Raw genomic sequence first — 3996 nt, forward strand, 5'->3', positions numbered from 1 at the left:
GATGGTGCGCAGCACATGCGCCGCTGTGGTGGTGGTAGTGCTCATGGCAGTGTCCCTGTGCAAGGTGTCGTGCGCCCATCATGGGTGCCCGGGATGCGGCGCCCAACCGCGGCCGTTGCAACCGACCGTTCCAAACGCCTGTCCCGCTGGCGCCGCCAGCGCCGCATGCAGGCAATCACTCTACGACCAAAGTTTTACCCCGCCGCTGCCCCCTGCCATTGACCGCAGGCGGGCACGGGGGGACCCTTGAGTGAATCGTTCCTGAGGGATATGCATGAAAGGGTTCTCAAAGCTGGCCTGGGGCGCGCTGGCGCTGCTGGCCGCGTTCTGCCTGGGTACCGTGGCATTGCGGCGTGGCGAGCACATCAACGCGTTGTGGATCGTGGTGGCGGCGGTGTCGATCTATCTGATCGCCTACCGGTTCTACAGCCTGTTCATCGCCGACAAGGTGATGCAGCTGGACATCACCCGCGCCACGCCGGCGGTGGCCAACAACGACGGCCTGGATTACGTGCCCACCAACAAGCACGTGCTATTCGGCCATCACTTCGCCGCCATCGCCGGGGCCGGGCCGTTGGTGGGCCCGGTGCTTGCCGCGCAGATGGGCTACCTGCCCGGGCTGCTGTGGCTGGTGGTGGGCGTGGTGTTTGCCGGTGCGGTGCAGGATTTCGTGGTGCTGTTCCTGTCCAGCCGTCGCAACGGGCGCTCGCTGGGCGATCTGGTGCGCGAAGAGATGGGCCAGGTGCCCGGCACCATCGCCTTGTTCGGCGCATTCCTGATCATGATCATCATCCTGGCGGTGCTGGCGATGGTGGTGGTCAAGGCATTGGCCGAGAGCCCCTGGGGCATGTTCACGGTGATCGCCACCATGCCCATCGCGCTGATGATGGGCGTGTACATGCGCTACATCCGCGTCGGCAAGATCGGCGAGATCTCGGTGGTGGGATTGATCCTGCTGCTGGGCGCGATCTGGCTGGGTGGCAAGGTCGCCGCCGACCCGACCTGGGGCCCTGCCTTCACCTTCACTGCCAAGCAGATCACCTGGATGCTGATCGGCTACGGCTTCGTCGCCTCGGTGCTGCCGGTGTGGCTGCTGCTGGCACCGCGCGACTACCTGTCCACCTTCCTCAAGATCGGCACCATCCTGGCCCTGGCCATCGGCATTCTTGTGGTGATGCCGGACCTCAAGATGCCGGCGCTGACCCAGTTCGCGTCCACTGGCGACGGGCCGGTGTGGAAGGGCGGCATCTTCCCGTTCCTGTTCATCACGATTGCCTGTGGTGCAGTGTCCGGCTTCCATGCCCTGATCGCCTCCGGCACCACGCCCAAGCTGCTCGCCAATGAAGGCCACATGCGCTACATCGGCTACGGCGGCATGTTGATGGAATCGTTCGTGGCCATCATGGCGCTGGTGGCCGCCTCGATCATCGAGCCCGGCATCTACTTCGCGATGAACAGCCCGGCCTCGCTGGTCGGCACCGACACGGTGGCGGTCGCGGCCAAGGTGTCCGAATGGGGCTTTGCGATCACTCCCGAAGTGCTGGAGGCCACCGCGCGCGATATCGGCGAGCACAGCATCCTGGCGCGTGCCGGCGGTGCACCCACGCTGGCCGTGGGCATCGCGCAGATCCTGCATCAACTGCTGCCAGGCAAAGACACCATGGCGTTCTGGTACCACTTCGCCATCCTGTTCGAAGCCTTGTTCATCCTGACCGCAGTGGATGCCGGCACGCGCGCTGGGCGCTTCATGCTGCAGGACCTGCTGGGCAACTTCATCCCGGCGCTGAAAAAGACCGAATCGTGGACCGCCAACATCATCGCCACCGCCGGGTGCGTGGCACTGTGGGGCTATCTGCTCTACACCGGGGTGATCGATCCGTTCGGCGGCATCCAGACCTTGTGGCCGTTGTTCGGCATCTCCAACCAGATGCTGGCCGGTATCGCGCTGATGCTGGGCACGGTGGTGCTGTTCAAGATGAAGCGCGACCGCTATGCCTGGGTCACCATCGTGCCGGCGCTGTGGCTGCTGCTGTGCACGACCTACGCGGGCCTGATCAAGATCTTCGACAGCAACCCGGCGCAGGGTTTCCTGGCGCAGGCGCACAAGTTCCAGGCCGCCATCGCCAGCAACACCATCACCGCACCGGCCAAAACGGTGCCACAGATGCAGCAGATCGTCACCAACGCCTACGTCAACACCGGGCTGACGGTGCTGTTCCTGTTCGTGGTGGCTTCGATCCTTGTGTACGCAATCAAGACGATCATCGCCGCACGCCGCAATCCGCAGCGGAGCGACCGTGAAACGCCATACGTGGCCTTGCAGCCACACCAGATGGCGGATCTGTAATGGGCACCCAACTCGTTCTGGCCAGCCAGTATCAGGTGCACCGCCGCATCTGGCGGCGCCTGATCCAGACCGCGCGCTTGTGCTGCGGCATTCCCGACTACGACAACTACGTGCGCCACATGCTGGAAAAACATCCAGACAAGCCGGTAATGGACTATCCCGCCTTCTTCCGCGAGCGGCAGGATGCACGCTACGGCGGCAAGAGCGGGTTTCGTTGTTGCTGATTGGTGATCGATCGATTCGCGATCGGTTGACCGGTCAAACAAGACGTTGAAAAAGCAACAGGGCGCGATGCAAATCGCGCCCTGTTGCTTTGTTGGACGCTGCGGCTTTGCTGCAGGGCCCTTGCCCGCCCACCATCGAGGGACACACGGATTCACGGCGTGTCCTGCAAGCGGTGAGGGCACCGCGCCCTTGACGCTGTGACTTGGCTGCAGGGCCCTTGCCCGCCCACCATCGCAGGACACGCCGCAAGTACGTCCATGTAGCTCCTTGGCGGCATCCATGCCGCCAAGGGTCCCGCGACGGTGGGCGGGCAAGGACCATTCGAGATGGTCGGTGCGCATGGCTCTCAACCAGTCGCTTGGCAAACTGGCGACGCGGTGCCTTTGCTTTTCAACAAAGCGTTTCAACAAAACCACCGGCCAACTGTCTGGCGTGGTGTCCTCGCCGATTGCGGGACCGTGTGGCGGCATGGATGCCGCCACACGGTCCCCATGGACGGGTTAACGGCGTGTCCCGCGAGCGGTGAGGGCACCGCGCCCTCGACCAGATTTGAAGACAGCCAAGTGATCGCAATATGCACAGTGAAGGCGTCTCGACCTGATTGCTCGCTACGGACAAATCAGGCGCAAAGCGGATGATCTGTGCCTCTGCTGCAGGGCCCTTGCCCGCCCACCATCGCAGGACACGCCGCAAGTACATCCATGTAGCTCCTTGGCGGCATCCATGCCGCCAAGGGTCCCGCGACGGCGGGCGGGCAAGGACCAGTCGAGATGGTCGGTCTGCATGGATTTCAACAGCGACTAGCAAGCTGCGACGCGGTGTCTTTGCCTTTCAACAAAACCACCAGCCAACTGTCTGGCGTGGTGTCCTCGCCGATTGCGGGACCGTGTGGCGGCATGGATGCCGCCACCGAGCCCCCATGGACGGGTTGACGGCGTGTCCCGCGAGCGGTGAGGGCACCGCGCCCTCGACCAGATTTGAAGACAGCCAAGTGATCGCAATATGCACAGTGAAGGCGTCTCGACCTGATTGCTCAATACCGGCAGATCAGGAGGAGAGCGGATGGTCTGCGCCTTTGCTGCAGGGCCCTTGCCCGCCCACCATCGCAGGACACGCTGCAAGTACGTCCATGGGGGCTCGGTGGCGGCATCCATGCCGCCAAGGGTCCCGCGACGGTGGGCGGGCAAGGACCAGTCGAGATGGTCGGTCTGCATGGATTTCAACAGCGACTCGCAAGCTGCGACGCGGTGTCTTTGCTTTTCAACAAAACCACCGACCAACAGTCTGGCGTGGTGTCCTCGCCGATTGCGGGACCGTGTGGCGGCATGGATGCCGCCACCGAGACTACAGGGACGTACTTGCGGCGTGTCCCGCGAGCGGTGAGGGCGCCGCGCCCTCGACCAGACGTGAAGACAGCCAAGTGA

2 protein-coding genes are annotated in these 3996 nt (G+C 63.7%); both read left to right on the forward strand.

Translation table 11 applies throughout. From position 1 onward, the window contains the following. Positions 1-274 precede the first annotated feature (274 nt). Positions 275-2347 carry a carbon starvation CstA family protein gene (locus OZ10_RS19895; RefSeq protein WP_039411512.1) on the forward strand — a complete coding sequence of 691 codons (2073 nt, stop codon included), beginning with the start codon at positions 275-277 and terminating at the stop codon, positions 2345-2347. Further along, positions 2347-2571: a YbdD/YjiX family protein gene (locus OZ10_RS19900; RefSeq protein ID WP_005926176.1), complete on the forward strand. Its 225-nt coding sequence runs from the start codon at positions 2347-2349 to the stop codon at positions 2569-2571. Before OZ10_RS19895 ends, OZ10_RS19900 begins: the two co-directional genes overlap by 1 nt. The last annotated feature ends 1425 nt before the right edge of the window (positions 2572-3996 follow it).

This window comes from Xanthomonas cannabis pv. cannabis (assembly GCF_000802365.1).
In the GTDB taxonomy this organism is placed as follows: Bacteria; Pseudomonadota; Gammaproteobacteria; order Xanthomonadales; family Xanthomonadaceae; genus Xanthomonas; species Xanthomonas cannabis.

What these genes read in the sequence shown, in the direction of transcription:
- OZ10_RS19895 (WP_039411512.1), top strand. Translation starts at nt 275, where the DNA reads ATGAAAGGGTTCTCAAAGCTGGCCTGGGGCGCGCTGGCGCTGCTGGCC.
- OZ10_RS19900 (WP_005926176.1), top strand. Translation starts at nt 2,347, where the DNA reads ATGGGCACCCAACTCGTTCTGGCCAGCCAGTATCAGGTGCACCGCCGC.